Below are 15,845 nucleotides of genomic sequence, written 5' to 3'. Positions count from 1 at the left end.
CGATAGCTGCTATTTATTAATTATTATTATAGCATATGAGCAGAAATAATCAATACCTTTTTGGTATATTTTATTTAAAAATTAAATTTATACTAATAAGTTTAAAATTAAAATATTAAGCTAATCGAGGTGTATCATATATTAAAATTGAATTGTACAAAATAACCATTTCTTATTTTTTTATTATAAAAAATAAATCAGTACAAATAAAGAATTCCCCAAACACTTTGATTTTTTTAAATAGAGTAAAAAGTGTCTCAATCTATTTCAACTCAAAACATTGAAACACTTTTAAAATTCAACTTGGTTGGAAAAATCATAGTATCAGATTTTCGGTATTATTTACATTTACTCCCAAAGTTTCTTCATCAAAACAACTGTCATTTATAAGTTTTATTATTGTTACAAAATCTGTTCCCTCCACGATCTTGTTCAATTCACTTTTCAATTTTATCAATTTCGAAGGAGTTATAGCTCCCCTAAAAACAGAATTTTGATGATGGTGAAAATATTTCTTACATACCTTAAACACTTTGTTCACCCTTTTTTCATTTACATCATAAAATACAAAGGCGTAATTGAAATTAAAATTTTTCGCCATAAAGCACTGCCCCCCAATTCTTACATCATATTCTTTAAACTAAAAGGTCTAAAATCCTCACCTTCCACCAAATATTTTATAAGCTTGTATCCATCCAATTTTATAGCTGTCTTGTAACTTATCTTTCTCTTGAGTTTTTTATGATCAAAAACACTTTCAAATCTCTGTTCAATAGCTTGTACAAATATCTTCTTTCCTTCTTCGTTTAAAAGACAGTAATTGTACTTTTTATCGAAATGCTTGCTCACCTGAATCTGTTTCGTATTTACAAGTTCAAAAATTGTCCTGTAAACTATAGCCGGTTTGAAAACTTCAGACAGATCAAGGCTTAAGGAAAATCTACCCTCAGAGGGCTCGTGTAGATAGCTTATGGTCTGATTCAAATGGGTGTTGTAAATTTGAGATACGGTCTTTGAATATAAGATGGAATTTCCAAAGGATATAAGTGCATTTATGGGGTTGTCCGGTGGCCTTTTCACCCTTTTATTAAGTATAAAATCCTTAGGAAGAATGTACTTGAAGTTCTCATAAAATTTCTGCCATATCTCACCTTCAATTCTCAATATCTGCTTTATACCCAGATTATCATTTTTCATATATTGGGGAACCTTTTTTCTCATCCACTCAACAGTATCATATACTTCTTTTTTATCATGCCTGTAGTAATGATAAAGTACTTCACATATATTGTCTGCTATACCTTGTACAAATACTTTCGCTATATCATTTCTATTATTCAAAAAAGCTTCTACCTGCTTTATTGTAACTTTACCGCTTACAAGACTTTCTTTAGGATAAAAGCTTCCGCTGTAATATCCATAATAATTAAAAAAATGAATTACCATCCCTGCCTTTGCAGCAAAATCAAGGAACTTGCTGTTTACCGTGATTTCATTCATGCAGTATATTTCTCTTGTGGATTCTATAGGCAAATAAAAATTTCCTTTTTCATTATGAAATAAAACAGAATTGTCTTTTCTCTTGAGTTCACCCATGCTCATCAAATATTTAGTACCGCTGGCCATGAAATTTCACCCTCCTACAATCTATTCTAAATATAACAGTATTCATAATAGGCACACTTCCTGCATCCTTTTACTTTTTTGACTTTAGGAGGCATGTCCTCCTCAAACAATTTTTCCATATTTGAACTCAGCTCTTTTAGCTTCATTTCATTTTCCTCTGTAAGACTTACATATATTATCTTTTTATCCTGCTTGTTTTTCTCCTGGAATTCAATTTTTCCCTCTCTATTAATTCCCTTACCTTTCAACAGGCTGAGATAGAACAACACCTGCCACTTCACCGCCTCTACATCCGCATCGGATTTCTTTATCTCCACCAGATAATCTTTTGTGATCTTATCTATCTTCACGTTGTCTATGGATATTTCTGCATTCTTTTTTCCTTCGGATTTTAATTCATGGGTTATCTTTCCTATGTGAACATCCTCGCTATTGTCCTCCATGTTGATCCTGCTGCCATGAAGCCAGCACTGCCTTTTGCAGTGAAAATAATAATTTATAAGCGTACCATTTATTTTCATATTGAATCACCTCATAATCACATAAACAAATTTGCCTCATCAGGAGTTTGTCCAATAAATATCTCCTGATTGAACCTGCCGTCTTTTATATACTTCTCACCATCTGAAATGTAATATATATCTCCAAGCATATCACTGTATACCTGCGGCATTTCTTTAACTCTATATATAAAATAATTCAACCTGGAATTCACTTGCGACAACTTAACTTTCTTCTCGGCATAATCCATCTTATTATCCATTATAAGGGATTTGTACTCTTCCCAGATTTGATTTCCATCAATTACATTATTTTTTTCATCTTTTATTTTTCTAGACAAAAATATAGTATATTTATCCTGATTATCATCTATCAACTGCATATGCTTTTTTATCTCTTTAAAATCAACATCATTCAATATTTTAATAAAAGCATCATATCCATTGTCATTTAATTCCCTCTTAGCTTCCTCGATTTTAGCTATGACTTTTTCATAATACTTCTCAAAATCTTTCTCTTTCAACAACTCCTGGATCTCCTCACTGGCCAGCGTAAGTTCTTCCTCTTTTCTCACATCTCTTTTATATATAATTTTGCAATCATCAATTTTAAAGAATTTTACCCTGCCAATATTCAGACATGACCTGTTTATTCTTCCCATAAACTGCTCTTCTGCATCTAAAATAGATATGTTTTTATACCCAATATCCATATCTATATCAACTCCGGCTTCAATAATCTGGGTAGCTATTATAATTATTTTCTTATTTTTTTCTTTTGCCTTTTTTATGACCCTGTTTCTGTCTGCTTTATTATCATCAGAAGTAATTATTACAACTTCATGTTTACAATTTTGAGGAAATTTTTTATTAGACTTTATATAATCAAAAAATCTATCTGCCCTTTTTTTGAATATGAATTCAAGCAATATCTTGTCATTGCTTTTACTTTCATACTCTATATCTTTCAACAGGTTTTCAAATTCCTCATCTTCATCCTCTCCCAGATCAATCATTTCAAACTTTACCCTGTCCTTGAAAAATGGATTTTTAAAATAATGATCTCTGTCTTTTATCAAATACACAAAATTGCCCACATCACTGTCTACAAGTTTATTTAATCGCGGCAGCGTAGCAGACATTATTATAATTTTAATATTCAATATTTCTGAATACACACTTAAAAAATTTATTATTTCCTTCCATATGGAATTTTTATAACTCTGTATCTCATCTAGAATTATTACTGAATTGCACAAGTTCACAAGTGGAAAAACCTCTTCCCTGCTTGTACCAAAAAAGGAATCAAACAGCTTTACGTGGGTAGTTATGACAAAAGGATAATTTATGAAGATTCTGTTTATAAAAGACTTATTATAGTCAACCTTTTTCCCGGTATTTAAATCAATTATCTCACTGCAGTCTTCATCTACATCCTTTATTTTTATAGGCGTTATTGAGTTTATTACTGCCAAGTTTTCCTTTATCATGCTGTCATTATTGAATATCTTCATCAATTCATTTTCTGTCTGTTCCACCAGTGTATTGAAGGGAAAAATATAAAATAATTTATTTATGTTTTTATTTGACTTCAGCATCAATTTAGCAAGATTTACAGAAGTTATAGTCTTGCCTCCGCCAGTAGGTGCTTCAAGATAATATATATTTTTACCCTGGTTATCTCTATAAGTTTTCTCGCTTTCAAGGGTTATCTCAGATCTGAGCTGATTTATGCTTGTATATTTTCCATCCTTTACAGGATTTTTCCTATAAGCTTCTATACTTTTAAACGTACTATAACTGTCTACATCCTCGCCAAACTTCCTTTTTAAGCCATCATCTATTATTCCAAGATCATTGATCTTCTCACCATTCATAAACTCAGAAGTGGCATAATAATCCGCTGCTGTAATGATGGAAAATAGTAATTTTGAGTAGATGTATATAACAAAATTCAATTTGTTATTCTTTTGAACACATTCATTCATATAAATTTTTGAACTACTCAAAGAATTATAAATAGCTGATTCTCCTAAAGTTTTCATATTTAAATCAGGATAGTATTCTTCTTTATCATAAGTTTCCTTAAAGTTTTCTAATTCGAATTTATAATATTTCATATCATCAAGATACCCATGATGTTTTGATATTATGTATCCATTCAAATACATAAAATATTTTAAATAGAATTTATCTTTTTCTTCAAAGCCCATACTATTTATCCTGCTGTTAAAATAGCTTACATAAATATACGCTCCAAGAAGGGAATGTTCTGATCCCCCTTCTGAATTATCTTCATAAAACTGATTTAACATTTTATCATATTGAAAAGCTGGATTTATTTTCCCAGCATCATGCATATATACTGTATTTGCTACCATGTCTCTCCACATTAAAATTATATCCGAACTTCTATCAGCAAAAAGTTTATCTTGAAAGTTTTTAAATACATTATCGAGTTTCTTTTCATTACAGATAAATCTCATATATTTATACGTTAAATCTATATGATCGATAAGTTTTTCCCTTCTCTTTTTATTATTTCTATCTCTATGTGCATACATATTTGATATATTATTTACATTTAATTGAAAATCAAAAAGCTTTACCCTATCAAAATACACAATAATTCCTCCTCAATCTCAAAAAAAGCATAAATTATACTTTGTTTCTAAATCTTTATATACACTTATATCCTTTTTCTTTGATTTTACATCCATATTTGTAGCCACAAAATATTCAAACTTATATTGATTCAATTTACTTCCCAATTCAGCAGGAAGATATTCTGCATATTTCCATGCTGTATCATCTTCTTCATTTGGATACTTATTAATATGAAAATATTTACTTTCAAACAAGCTATCAATCTTATTGTAATCTTCAGTTTTTAAAATTTCTGTCTTTTTAACTTCAGTAATATCAGCAAAATGATCGTTTTTACCTAGATAAGGCAAAAATACAGCTTTTTTATGCATGAGCATATCTGCAAATTTTTTTGTAATCTCGTCTATTATAACATAAACCATCCACTTAGGATTTTGCAGCCACTGCTCCTTTACCACAAGATTTCCACCAGCCTCCAAGCTCGCATATCCCACAGAATTATTAAATGTCTGAACTTTTTTTGTTATATAACCATGTGTATTGAGAGGTACTACTGCAATTTTAGAATCTTTAAGCTTTTCATAGAATTCAGGATAAATATTATTTTTAAAATCCCGGCTCTGTACATTATAGCCTCCAAGTCCAAGCACACTTCCAATTATACCGAGAAGGGCTATCTTATGTATATTGCCATATGTAAAATAATAGTAAGTATTCACATCTGGCTTTTTAAAAAATGCAGTTTTTCCAGAAAGCTTGAACCTAACTACTTTCATTATCTAAACCTCTTTTCTTGTAAAAATATTAATTTTTTTAGCTCCTTCCGGTACATTGTTTAATTTCAATTTATAGTCATTATAATAAATCTCTATCTTTTTAATGTCCTCTTTAATCTCCTGTAAAATTTCATTTAATTCTGATGCAAAAGTAATTGTATTTTCCCCATTTTCATCCTTACTAAATTTCATAAACTGAGCTAAATTTGGAAGATAAGTTTTCTCATCTGTTTCTATAAACAATCCAAATTCATTTTCACAACCTACCTTTGAATTGGTATTAAGTGCTGTAGCACCTACAAGAGCACCTTCCTTAAATTTTCTATAATCTTCCTCAGTATATCCTTGTGTAAGCCCCATATCCACATAATCTTTATAAGAAATTGGATTTATATAAAAGGGGTAAAGATAATGGGCTTCATCACTTACAATCTTTGTACCCAAGGTACTTTGATTGGCTTCTTTAGCTTCTTCATTATTCTTTACCTTTCTGTCGCTCCTGAAAGGGGATAATATCTGCTGTTCTTCCGTGCTAGAATCTCCATATACATTGAATCCCTGTCCAATTTGAACTGCACCAGTTATGGATATATTGTTTCCTTCTTCTGCAAAAGTAGTTCCAAAAGATTTCACATCTAATGCAGAAAAAAGATTTTTAATTACATCTTCACTTTTATCTTTTTTTGTGAGATTAGTATTGAAAATCTGGTTATATCTTTCTTCAAGGGACCTTGGCCTCATTTTATCTTTTTCAGTTTTAAATGACTTCATATAAAGAATTTTCTCGCCTAAATCATCCCAATATTTTTTAATACTGTACTTTAAAGCCTTGTCGCTTCCAAATATTGACCCGTCACTTATACTTTTGGGGAATCCACTGAAATCAGCATTCCAGTTTGCCATAATTGATTTTATTCCAATTACTCCATATACTCTGTTCATTTAATTTTCCTCCTCATTTATATTATCATTTTTTTTATCATTGCCATCAGAATCATCTTTAGATTTTTTATATATCAAATTAGGACACAAAAAGCCAGCTATTATAAGATCCTTATTTATTTCTTTTTCCGGTTCATAACCTAAAATCATATAATACATATTTCTAAATTTCACAGAAGGTATAATTGCATAATCATATTTAACAAATAGACGTCGTAATTTTTCCTTTATAACTTTGTCACCTGAAGCATTCAATATAGGATTTATAAAAGAATAATTCTTGTTATTCGATTTATTTAAGCTGTAGAAATACTGCAGCAGCTGTCCTATACAAAAATAATATTCCCTGTCACCATCAATTTCTACCTTGTACTCTATGTCTTTTTTTATATTTATCTTTTCATCCACAAATTTTCTAACATCTTTAATGGTATTCGCCATTTTATCCCCTCCATTTTCATCTCTAAAATAATCCAGCAATGCATGCCTTAAATTAAATTGATTTACAGCCTTATTTATAGTACCTTGATTTATGGAATTGCACAAAAGTTCCAAACTCATCTTATCCCAGAAATCTTTTACGAGAAGTTCTTCGCCTTTATAAAACCAAGTATAAAATCCATATCTATATTTTAAAAGTGACTCTTTTACCTTGCTGTCATTTAATTTTATTTTCTTTGCATCTGTAAACAAATTATTCTCCAGATATTTATTCAAAAATACCTCATTAATAATATCCTTCAATCTTCCCACATTGTTCAAATTTCCCTTAATTAATTTAAAGTCCTTACCTATGCCATTTTTCAATATAGGTGAAATTTTTAAAACTTTCCTAAGCTTATACTTATAATTGGTTATGGAATCACAGTCGGTAATTTCAACTTCTTTTCCCTTATTGAGCCTAAGAAAATATCCCCTAAAATCTTTTTCTCTATTTTTCTTGCTTTCAATTTCATCCTGTTCTGCATATATATAATTTTTACCATCAGATGCACAATTCATAAGATAATCAAACAATTTTTTCTCCATAAAAATTTTCTGCGAATCCACAAGCATCGGCAGTCTGCATTTTCTTGTCTTATTATCAAGGTAAGGTTTTTTAGAATTCATTCCCATATTGAAATCTGGCAGTCCATAAATTTTACTATTTATTTTTACATTGTAATCTGTCTTATTATAAATATTAGGTATAAAATATCTCTCACTCTCCTTTTTATATTCGCCTAAATCTGTGTCATAAAAAAGCTTAATATATGTTTTGTCAAGTTTAACGTCATCTCGTTTCGAAATTTTAAATATATTTCCTTTTATCCAATTTTGTATTTTATTTATCAACTCTATATCCGGTTTTCCATACTTTTTCTCAACTTGTAAATAAAGCTCCATGCTTTTTGGTTTTTTATATTTAGTTTCAGGATTTTTTAGTACTCTATAATAGCCATCAATAATTTCATTATTCAATTTTCCCTTAATTTCATCAAGATTTTCCTTTTTCACATAAAAGCTATACATATTATTACTATGTATTACTTTTTTACGGTCAAGAGCTTTATCTACATTCAAACCACTTAAATAATCTCTATTTACAAAGTATTTATAAATTTCTTCTGTTCTATCAGTATCTTTATCTACATGAAATATTTTCAAATCTCCTGAAGTATTTTTTAAAGTGAATTTTATATAATCTCCTGGAGTAAGAATATAATTATCTGCAACTAAATCTTTGCCACATTTATCATATTTGTCATATTCACTGATAAATACATCATAAATTTCATTTATCAAATACAATCACCTCCAAATTATCTGATATATTGGTAATTCATGAACCCATATCCTCTTGGGCACATATCAGCTAGGCCTGTCCCGAGAAGCATATAGGCAATACTTTGAGCATCATTATTTGTTTCAACATTTAGAGTTACCTTATCCCCAAGAATTCTCTTCCTCTTGAAATCAACTGCTATAGGTTTTTTATTATCTATTTTCATATAGCTGAACAATTTTAAATTTTTGTCCAGGCACTCTCCCGTTAAAACCTCATATTTTTTTATACTGGTTGTCCTTATGTATTCAAAAAATTCATCCTCAGTATATCCATTTCTCCAATATATAATTTTTTCACTGCCCGGCATTTTCACCATCAGGGGAGTTATACTATAAATTCTATCTATAGGTCTTTTATATATATCTTTGTCTTGGCATATGAGCACTTTTACTCTTGATGTATATTCATTTGCTAAAAATTTTAAAAAGTGATCTCTTAATTTAAAACCTATACATCTCAATTGGAAATTATATATACACCCTTTTTCATATATTTTGGTTTTCATATTCAACGGATACAGGCTGTTAAAACAATAATTTTTCATTTTATTCTCTTCATGAAAATTCTTTAAATCTTTATTCCTATAAAAAGATTTGTCGATTAATTTACTCAAATCTTCCAAAGTTTCTTCTACTGTAATATTTTGTAGAATATACACTTTAACATTTACCTCATGTACCTCCATAATCCGCCTCCATTTAATTGTATTTTATATAATTAGTAGTAATTAACTTATATAATATTCATTCGATTTTTTTGCGAAAAATCCTGCACAAAATATTATTTTTTTACAATATGAATGGAAATTATTTCTATAAACTGCAGAATCTTTCATATAAATTTTTATTGTAAATTAACATAAATTATTTTTTAAATGTTATGTTTATATTTTCTATTGAATTTACAATACATAGAGTAAAGGCAAAAATTAAATTCAATATAAATATGATCATTTTCATTCCTCCATAGGCTTTCTTTATATTAATACTATATGATTATAAATTCAAAAATGTTATTAAAGTAAAGTTGAATAATATAATATTTATCAAAATACAATTTTTTATATTTTACAACACTTGTTGAGGTTCAACTCAATTAAACGCTTTATTAAAGTAAAGTATTTAAATACATTCAATGTTGAGGTCCAACTATTTCAACTTCTTATTTAAATCTAAATAAGTACATAATTTCCCTTATTTTTAAAAATAGTTTATGCATCTTTCTATTACTAAACAGCCTTAGGTTCTTAACCAGAACTACTTCTACTGATTATTTTAATTGCCTATCTTATATAAAAGATAATATCAATATTATGAATATTTCTTCCTTCTTTCAACTATTTTATCTTTAAGCTTATTCAAGGTATCCACATATTTGTCTTTTATATTTTCACTGATTTCCATAGAAATACTCTCACTATACATATATAATGTAAAATTTCTGTCCTTAAGCATATTTATCCATAACTTTTCATTTTCAATTAATCCTGACGAAAATGCTTCTTTCAGTACAGATTTGGGAGAGTTTAATTCCATTAGTCCTTCATCTTTGAAAACCTCTTTCAAAGTTTTCCATGCCAATTCAAATGTAAACTCAAACCTCTGGATTAATCCATACCTTAAAAGTTCATTTTTCCCATCATATTGCAGCAGTCCCTTATCCAGTTTGTTTAATGCCTTAATAAAGTTATTTATAGTATCTCATATTAAGGTTTATCCTATATAAAATAACTACTTCTTATTTTTATTATATATCTTAAAAACTCATAGATAAAGTGTTATTTTTAAATTTTCCCATATATTCTTTATTTTTGAAGATAAATATATAAGATCATATAGACTTTAGTTTAATCCACTAATAAAATATACAGATCCTTTATAAATCCGGGATAGCCTCATTCAACCATTTGATAGTTTTAAGATATGAAATAGCCAGATCCTCTTTATCAAGATCAAGATAAGCTGCCATGATTATACTTCTTTCCCATTCTCCTCTTTGATACGCAATAGCTATATCAAGTATTTTACTGTAGTAATTTTCTTTCCTACCTAACAATGCATATTTAACTTCCTGTGGTACCATCAGCTCATCCAATATCTCATACAATGGTTTTTGTAAAATCACATCCATGAGAGACATAATTCCTGTCAAATATGCATTAAACTGATATTGAGATGATTTTTTACTTTTCTTAGCCAACAACTCTGAAAATTCCGCTCTAAGCAGAGATTCAATCATAATTATTGAGGGCCTATCATTACATATGGGCTTCATACACACAAAATATATCCATTTTTTTATATCTCTCTCACCTAATAGAGTTATAGCTTGTCTTATGGAAATAATCTTGTCTTTAAAAAAATACTTTGCAGAATTTATCAATTTTAATATATCATATGATAGTGAAACGTCTTTTTTTATTAAATTTTCAACGCTTTCTATAGAAAATTCTTTAGAATTCAATTCTTTCAGCAGATTTAAATAGATTACTTTATTTACAGGTATTTTTTTACCCTTTATTATTTGTGGTTCACTAAAATAATATCCTTGGAAATAAGAATATCCTAGTGATACTGCCTCATCAAAATCTTTCAATGTTTCAACTTTTTCAGCTAGAAATTTTAAATTTGGATTTATACTTTTTACTGTATTTATCACTTTTTTTCTCTCGGCTCCCTTGGTTATAAGAAAGTCAACTTTTATAATGTCAACTAATTCAATAAGTTCAACATACTCATCATTAAATACGAAATCATCCAGTGCAATTGTAAATCCACTTCTTTTTAATATTTTACAAGACTCAATAATTTCTTCTATAGGGTTTACATTTTCCAGAATTTCTATTACTACATTTCTAAATGAAATAATAGAATACAAATCTGATTTTAAAACATTTTTTGTAAAATTTATAAAAGCTTTTTTGTTTCCAACAATCTTGTACATTCCGATATTAATTAAAGTATTTTGTATTACTTTAATAGTGGCTTCATCCCCATCACTAAAGTTATATCTATTGCTCCTGTCATTACTCCTGAATAGAATTTCATATCCTATTATGTTTCCTGATTTATCCATAATTGGTTGTCTTGCTAAAAAAGTATCCATTTAAACTTAAACGCCTCCCAATTTAAAAAATACCAGTTACTAATAATTGAGATCCTATACCTATTATCTACATTTCTACTATTAAATTTAAAATATAGATTAATATATTATCGACTTTTGTACCAAAAAATGAACAAATTATCCAGAGTTCAAAAAATTTTACATTAATCTTAAAACAATTAACATTACAATTTTCACAAGTGACTTTATAGTACTAATTAAATTTAATTCTATTATATTATTATAACTTTTTATGTTAAAATTAAATGGTCAAATAAAAAGGAGAACGAAACTAATGAAAAAAGAATTTTTTAAACTCGCAGTTATATTAGGAATTTTAGCTGGATTAGGACCACTTGTAACTGATTTATATATTCCATCTCTCCCAACTGTATCAAAATTTTTTAATGCTTCCACTTCAATCACTCAATTAAGTTTGACTACCAGTTTGCTTGGCCTGGCCATTGGACAAATTATTATTGGTCCTATAAGTGATAAAACAGGAAGAAGGAAACCTCTAATTTTATCATTGATTATTTTTACATTCTCCTCCTTGCTGTGTCCTTTAACTTCATCAATTTATGTTTTCATTTTGATGAGACTTCTACAAGGCCTTGCAGGAGCCGGCGGCATTGTCATATCAAGAGCCATGGCAAGAGACATTTATTCTGGGAAACTTTTAGTACAATTTTTTTCAATGCTCATGCTGATAAATGGAATTGCACCTATAATCTCACCTGTACTAGGTGCACAGCTTCTTAAATTTGTCAATTGGCAAGGTATATTTTACATACTCGCAATTTTAGGTCTTTTATTATGCATAATGGTATGGGCAGGTATAAAAGAAAGTTTATCGATTAATATGCGTTCAATTGGAAATTTGAGAAATAACTTTGTAGGATTAATCCATCTTTTTAAAGATGAGATTTTTATAGGATACACTTTTATTCAGGGCTTTATTCTAGCTGGAATGTTCGGATACATTTCGGCATCACCATTTGTCATTCAAGATATTTACGGTCTATCTGCCCAGCAATTCAGCTTATGTTTTGCCATTAATGGATTGGGAATTGTCACTATGACTCAGGTCACAGGACATCTTGCAAAAAAAATTCCCCTCAATAAAATCTTGGGCGTAGGATTGTTTATTTCTCTTTTAGGAAGTTTGGTGCTGTTTGGTATGACAATTATAAATGGTCCATTAATTTCTATACTAATTCCACTTTTTATCGTAATATCCTCCGTCGGCACCATTACAACAACTACAGGTTCACTGGCAATGGAACCCAAAGGTGACGAAGCCGGCAGTGCTTCTTCTCTACTGGGATTCATGCCCTTTGCCTTGGGTGCAATAGCCTCTCCACTAGTTGGGATAGCTGGAGAAAATACATCTGTTCCCATGGGCATTGTAATTTTATTTTGCAATGCAGCAGCAGCTTTGATTTTTATTTGTATTATTTCCAAGCACAAGAAACAATTGGAGGTTTAAATAATTACTACTGTTTTAAAAAAATATGATCTGTCCTATATCCTATATATAGACAGATCCATCTATTAAATGTTTGACTCGTTATTTTATACGTTCAAATACTTTCCTGAATTAAAATATCTTTAAATCATATTTTTTTCACAAGACATATAAGTTTTGTATTATCAAACTTAAAATGTCTATAAAATTCAATAGCCTGGGTGTTATATTTATCAGCCAAAAGCTGTATCCTCTTTGCTTTCTTCAAAATTGCCCAATTTTGTATGTTCAAAAGAAGTTCTCTTCCAATAACCTTGCCTTCTATAAACTCTGTTAACTACTACATCTTCTACTAAAACATATGCTGCTCTTTCAGCTGTGGAGATCAAAATTTGTCCTGAAATCATCCCTACAACTCTGCCATCTAAATCTGCCACAAATATACGCCTGTTATTTGAATCTTCCAGCATCATTTCCAATCCCTGCTTTTGTTTCCCATTATCAAAAACAAAATTATCTTCAATTAAAAAAAGTTCTCTCAACAACTCAATCAGCATATTAATATCATCTTTATGGGCTTCTCTTATAATTAAATTATTTTTCAAAACAAGATCCTTTTTCCAATTCATTACAGACTTATCAAGTCTAATATTTAAACTCTAAGCTTCCATATTTAAAAAGATGAATTCGAGGTTAAGAAAAAAGCTATTAAAGAATTTAAATACATCTTATGTTAAGGTTCAACCTTGCGTTATTGCAGCAGCTACAGGAATGCGTGATGGATTTAAATACATCTTATGTTAAGGTTCAACTCTTTGTTTTTGTTTCCATTTCATCATTCCTCCTCATTTAAATACATCTTATGTTAAGGTTCAACATATCCGCAACTACCACTGGACCAGCAGTAAATACATTTAAATACATCTTATGTTAAGGTTCAACTTAGTACAATAATTTTGCAAAGGGCTTCCACATTTTATTTAAATACATCTTATGTTAAGGTTCAACAATATCAAATAAAAACTTACCAACCAATATTTTATAATTTAAATACATCTTATGTTAAGGTTCAACCTAGAAAGGAGAAATAACGCAAAAGTGAAACTATCATTTAAATACATCTTATGTTAAGGTTCAACGAGATTATGAATTCAAAGGCGAAACGGATGTAATTGATTTAAATACATCTTATGTTAAGGTTCAACTTTTAGAAGCAATATTAAAAGGTAGATGATTATATAATTTAAATACATCTTATGTTAAGGTTCAACGCAGAAGAATTATAAAAATGTTAGTAAATACAAATAATTTAAATACATCTTATGTTAAGGTTCAACATAATCACAACCCGTGTTTATTTATCATATCGTCAAATTTAAATACATCTTATGTTAAGGTTCAACCCAGATAATTGGTAAGTTACAGGATAAAGTAAATGTATTTAAATACATCTTATGTTAAGGTTCAACTATCTTACTATAGAAGAAGTCGAAGGCATGACACTATTTAAATACATCTTATGTTAAGGTTCAACTTATATACCTAATATGGTTAAATCCAGAAAAAAAGAATTTAAATACATCTTATGTTAAGGTTCAACCTGAGCTGGAACAATGTTTCCGGAGCAGATAGTTACATTTAAATACATCTTATGTTAAGGTTCAACCAGAACCCCTGTAGCAAATCATGCCTTGCTTAAATTATTTAAATACATCTTATGTTAAGGTTCAACCTATGAAAAATAACCATTCTTTATTTTTATTATATGCCTTAAAATCGCATAAATAAAGAGTTCATCTGAAAATTTTCCAGTCATTTTTAGTTTTCCGAAATCAATATAAAAAAGCAGCATAAAGCTTTGTAAACCAACGGTTTTTGCTGTCTTCATTCATAAATTAGGTTGGAAAATATGTCTACAATATTTTTAAGTATAATTATATAAAAACATGAGAAAATTCTCTGCATAGTAATTTACTTAATGTTTTATTTATAATCCCAAGGAGTAAACTGTCAGAGAATAGCTTACTTCTTTATTTCAACGCATCCAAAACCTTGAGAATTTTTTGACCCAATTCCAGCATTATAAGCTATATCCATAAGTTCCTTTGAACCTTCAACTAAAAATTCTCCATCCCATCCTTTTATAACATAATCCTTATAAATGACTACTCTTTTCTTTAGCTTTTTTGTGTTAAGAGGACTTATGGAAAAATCATATTTTATGGGCATCTTATCATAATAAGCTTCATAATTTATGTATTAAATTTTTTCTTATAAGTTCACTAAATTCACGTTCTAGAGGATTGTAATAATAAGTTTTATTTCCTGCATAATTTTTGAAAGTACTGTACATAACTATGGAAGACTTTGTGTAAACTTCTTCTCTCTCAGAAATCCTATTATGTACAGTCTCAATTGAATCTACTTCCACAATCTATATCAATGAACAATGATGCGACATAATAAACACAAACTTAAAATGTCAAAATGATATTGTAACTGTATCTCCTACAGTCAATTATTCACACTATACCGAGTACTTCCTTTATATAACCAAAAATGTAAAATCAGCCTTGGGGAAACAGTTATCCAGCAACACATACCTACCTTTTACAATCAAAGTAGATGCTCTGAAATTAAATGAAGACAACAATAACGAAACCCATAAACATAAAAAAAGAAATAAAATATAGCTGTCTTTGACAGAACATGTTGATGGGGCTTATTTATTGGATACTCAGGCAGAATTTAAATACCAGTATATTAAAAACAATATATGATATAAATATCAACACATCTCCATCAAATATAATAGAAAGCAATATAAAAAGATCCTGGCTCATTGAGGCTATAAATTCTGGAAGTACAACAATAAATCTAGAAGAACTTCAATTTGGAAAAGATATGACACAATATTCAAGCAAGTTTCGTCTAAATATCAACGTAAATTAAAATAATTTAAAAGAACACCCGCTTGCACAAGAATAGAAAGG

General features: G+C 29.0%; 16 protein-coding genes and 1 CRISPR repeat array. Of the genes, 2 read left to right on the top strand and 14 right to left on the bottom strand.

What is annotated here, in order from left to right; genetic code table 11:
• Window positions 1-316: 316 nt before the first annotated feature.
• The 10 genes from cas2 to LKE46_RS02595 all read right to left on the bottom strand — a co-directional run bounded on the left by cas2 (window position 317) and on the right by LKE46_RS02595 (window position 11,384).
• Window positions 317-601, bottom strand: coding sequence for a CRISPR-associated endonuclease Cas2 (gene cas2 / locus LKE46_RS02640; RefSeq protein WP_291718179.1), 285 nt, complete (start codon window positions 599-601; stop codon window positions 317-319).
• 20 nt (window positions 602-621) lie between these two features.
• Window positions 622-1,626, bottom strand: coding sequence for a type I-B CRISPR-associated endonuclease Cas1b (gene cas1b, locus LKE46_RS02635; RefSeq protein WP_291718177.1), 1,005 nt, complete (start codon window positions 1,624-1,626; stop codon window positions 622-624).
• 26 nt (window positions 1,627-1,652) lie between these two features.
• Window positions 1,653-2,147 (bottom strand): CRISPR-associated protein Cas4, encoded by a 495-nt coding sequence (cas4, locus tag LKE46_RS02630; protein ID WP_291718174.1) that lies wholly within the window; start codon window positions 2,145-2,147, stop codon window positions 1,653-1,655.
• Window positions 2,148-2,164: 17 nt separating this feature from the next.
• Complete coding sequence (gene cas3, locus LKE46_RS02625; RefSeq protein WP_291718172.1) at window positions 2,165-4,750, bottom strand: CRISPR-associated helicase Cas3'; 2,586 nt, start codon at window positions 4,748-4,750, stop codon at window positions 2,165-2,167.
• Window positions 4,751-4,768: 18 nt separating this feature from the next.
• A complete protein-coding gene (gene cas5b, locus LKE46_RS02620; protein WP_291718170.1) occupies window positions 4,769-5,509 on the bottom strand; it encodes a type I-B CRISPR-associated protein Cas5b in 741 nt (246 codons plus the stop codon).
• Between the two features lie 3 nt (window positions 5,510-5,512).
• Window positions 5,513-6,451: a type I CRISPR-associated protein Cas7 gene (locus LKE46_RS02615; protein WP_291718168.1), complete on the bottom strand. Its 939-nt coding sequence runs from the start codon at window positions 6,449-6,451 to the stop codon at window positions 5,513-5,515.
• Window positions 6,452-8,236 (bottom strand): hypothetical protein, encoded by a 1,785-nt coding sequence (locus tag LKE46_RS02610; RefSeq protein WP_291718167.1) that lies wholly within the window; start codon window positions 8,234-8,236, stop codon window positions 6,452-6,454.
• 17 nt (window positions 8,237-8,253) lie between these two features.
• Complete coding sequence (locus tag LKE46_RS02605) at window positions 8,254-8,964, bottom strand: CRISPR-associated endoribonuclease Cas6 (protein WP_291718166.1); 711 nt, start codon at window positions 8,962-8,964, stop codon at window positions 8,254-8,256.
• Window positions 8,965-9,589: 625 nt separating this feature from the next.
• The gene (locus LKE46_RS02600) at window positions 9,590-9,961 is read right to left on the bottom strand and encodes an HI0074 family nucleotidyltransferase substrate-binding subunit (protein WP_366843488.1); all 372 of its coding nucleotides are present in this window, start codon (window positions 9,959-9,961) and stop codon (window positions 9,590-9,592) included.
• 193 nt (window positions 9,962-10,154) lie between these two features.
• Entirely contained in the window at window positions 10,155-11,384 is a 1,230-nt protein-coding gene (locus LKE46_RS02595) for an EAL and HDOD domain-containing protein (protein WP_291718165.1), read from the bottom strand.
• A gap of 295 nt (window positions 11,385-11,679) precedes the next feature.
• On the opposite strand from LKE46_RS02595, the gene LKE46_RS02590 reads away from it, so the two are divergent.
• Entirely contained in the window at window positions 11,680-12,873 is a 1,194-nt protein-coding gene (locus LKE46_RS02590; RefSeq protein ID WP_291718164.1) for a multidrug effflux MFS transporter, read from the top strand.
• A gap of 127 nt (window positions 12,874-13,000) precedes the next feature.
• Here LKE46_RS02590 and LKE46_RS17650 read toward each other — a convergent pair whose 3' ends face one another.
• The 4 genes from LKE46_RS17650 to LKE46_RS17645 form a co-directional block, all read right to left on the bottom strand.
• The gene (locus tag LKE46_RS17650; protein ID WP_366843463.1) at window positions 13,001-13,120 is read right to left on the bottom strand and encodes a hypothetical protein; all 120 of its coding nucleotides are present in this window, start codon (window positions 13,118-13,120) and stop codon (window positions 13,001-13,003) included.
• A complete protein-coding gene (locus LKE46_RS02585; protein ID WP_291718163.1) occupies window positions 13,086-13,481 on the bottom strand; it encodes a GNAT family N-acetyltransferase in 396 nt (131 codons plus the stop codon). The genes LKE46_RS17650 and LKE46_RS02585 overlap by 35 nt, the downstream gene beginning before the upstream one ends.
• 86 nt (window positions 13,482-13,567) lie before the next feature.
• A CRISPR array of direct repeats spans window positions 13,568-14,584; the repeat unit is 30 nt; unit sequence ATTTAAATACATCTTATGTTAAGGTTCAAC.
• Window positions 14,585-14,874: 290 nt separating this feature from the next.
• Window positions 14,875-15,108, bottom strand: a complete 234-nt coding sequence (gene cas6 / locus LKE46_RS02580; protein WP_291725528.1) for a CRISPR-associated endoribonuclease Cas6 — start codon at window positions 15,106-15,108, stop codon at window positions 14,875-14,877.
• On the bottom strand, window positions 15,098-15,283 hold the full coding sequence (locus LKE46_RS17645; RefSeq protein ID WP_363316075.1) for a CRISPR-associated endoribonuclease Cas6: 186 nt from the start codon (window positions 15,281-15,283) through the stop codon (window positions 15,098-15,100). Before LKE46_RS17645 ends, cas6 begins: the two co-directional genes overlap by 11 nt.
• 284 nt (window positions 15,284-15,567) lie before the next feature.
• On the opposite strand from LKE46_RS17645, the gene LKE46_RS02575 reads away from it, so the two are divergent.
• Complete coding sequence (locus tag LKE46_RS02575; RefSeq protein WP_291718162.1) at window positions 15,568-15,804, top strand: hypothetical protein; 237 nt, start codon at window positions 15,568-15,570, stop codon at window positions 15,802-15,804.
• Window positions 15,805-15,845: the final 41 nt, after the last annotated feature.

The sequence above is a fragment of the Clostridium sp. genome, assembly GCF_022482905.1.
Lineage (GTDB): Bacteria > Bacillota > Clostridia > Clostridiales > Clostridiaceae > Clostridium_B.
The sequence above is the reverse complement of the archived record's forward strand: the minus strand, read 5'-3'. Positions and strand labels throughout refer to the sequence as shown.

Bases quoted from the DNA above. Each gene is read 5' to 3' on its own strand.
- cas2 (WP_291718179.1), bottom strand. From the start codon at position 601: ATGGCGAAAAATTTTAATTTCAATTACGCCTTTGTATTTTATGATGTA.
- cas1b (WP_291718177.1), bottom strand. From the start codon at position 1,626: ATGGCCAGCGGTACTAAATATTTGATGAGCATGGGTGAACTCAAGAGA.
- cas4 (WP_291718174.1), bottom strand. From the start codon at position 2,147: ATGAAAATAAATGGTACGCTTATAAATTATTATTTTCACTGCAAAAGG.
- cas5b (WP_291718170.1), bottom strand. From the start codon at position 5,509: ATGAAAGTAGTTAGGTTCAAGCTTTCTGGAAAAACTGCATTTTTTAAA.
- LKE46_RS02615 (WP_291718168.1), bottom strand. From the start codon at position 6,451: ATGAACAGAGTATATGGAGTAATTGGAATAAAATCAATTATGGCAAAC.
- LKE46_RS02605 (WP_291718166.1), bottom strand. From the start codon at position 8,964: ATGGAGGTACATGAGGTAAATGTTAAAGTGTATATTCTACAAAATATT.
- LKE46_RS02595 (WP_291718165.1), bottom strand. From the start codon at position 11,384: ATGGATACTTTTTTAGCAAGACAACCAATTATGGATAAATCAGGAAAC.
- LKE46_RS02590 (WP_291718164.1), top strand. From the start codon at position 11,680: ATGAAAAAAGAATTTTTTAAACTCGCAGTTATATTAGGAATTTTAGCT.
- LKE46_RS02585 (WP_291718163.1), bottom strand. From the start codon at position 13,481: ATGAATTGGAAAAAGGATCTTGTTTTGAAAAATAATTTAATTATAAGA.
- LKE46_RS02575 (WP_291718162.1), top strand. From the start codon at position 15,568: ATGGGGCTTATTTATTGGATACTCAGGCAGAATTTAAATACCAGTATA.